Below are 862 nucleotides of genomic sequence, written 5' to 3' on the forward strand. Positions count from 1 at the left end.
GGATGGTGCAGGCGGTGTCGAGGGCGTCCTGGGGGCTACCGGCGAGGTAGCCGGTGAGCAGGGCGGCTTCCTGGTAGCGGTTGTGGGCGGCGGAGTAGATCGCGAAGCCGAACGAGTGGGCTGACCCGCCGTAGCGCAACCGGCACAGGGGGATCTCCTCGCCGTCGGGCAGGACGCCGGCGACGTAGGCGAACGCGCCACGGTAGGTGACCTCGGTGCGGGCGAGTTGCGGCCAGCGCTGCTCCGCATGATCGAGCAGGCGCAGCCGGATCGAGGACGTCGTGGACTCGGGGATCNCCGNCATGCCCACCAGTCTGCCGGCACCCGGCAGATCGCTACGATCATCCCGCCGTCGCCNTGGACGCCCACCCCGCCTGCTCCCGGAGTGCGTGATGCCGTCACCCCGCGTTGCCGTACCCATAGACCTGACCGCGAGCGAACGCAGACGGCTCAAGGCCCGCGTGAACGGGCGCAGGACGCCGTACCGGGACTGGNAGCGGTCAANGATCGTGCTGGACGCGGCCCGCGGCTACTCCAACACGCGGATAGCCCGGCGACTGTGCGTGACCGAGGACACGGTCCGCACGTGGCGGGGCCGGTTCGCGCGGCGACGCGAGGCGGGACTGGTCGACCTGCCCCGGTCGGGTCGGCCACGGCGGATCAGNGAGGCGGAACGGGCCGAGGTCGTCGCGCTGGCCTGCCNGTTACCNGCCGAGACCCAGGTGCCGCTGGCCCGCTGGTCGTGTCCGGAACTCGCCGCCGAACTGCTCTCCCGCGGCCTGGTCGACGCGATCTCNGCGTCGTCGGTGCGGCGGATCCTCGCCGAGCACCCGATCAAACCGTGGCGCTACCAGTCCTGGAT

1 protein-coding gene is annotated in these 862 nt (G+C 71.7%); it reads left to right on the forward strand.

Features of this window, described 5'->3' with window-relative positions; all coding sequences use genetic code 11:
- Nucleotides 1-509 precede the first annotated feature (509 nt).
- A partial coding sequence (locus ALLO2_RS22060; RefSeq protein WP_157493490.1) for a helix-turn-helix domain-containing protein occupies nucleotides 510-862 on the forward strand: 353 nt, incomplete at its 3' end.

The organism is Frankia sp. Allo2 (genome assembly GCF_000733325.1).
Taxonomy (GTDB): Bacteria; Actinomycetota; Actinomycetes; order Frankiales; family Frankiaceae; genus Frankia; species Frankia casuarinae.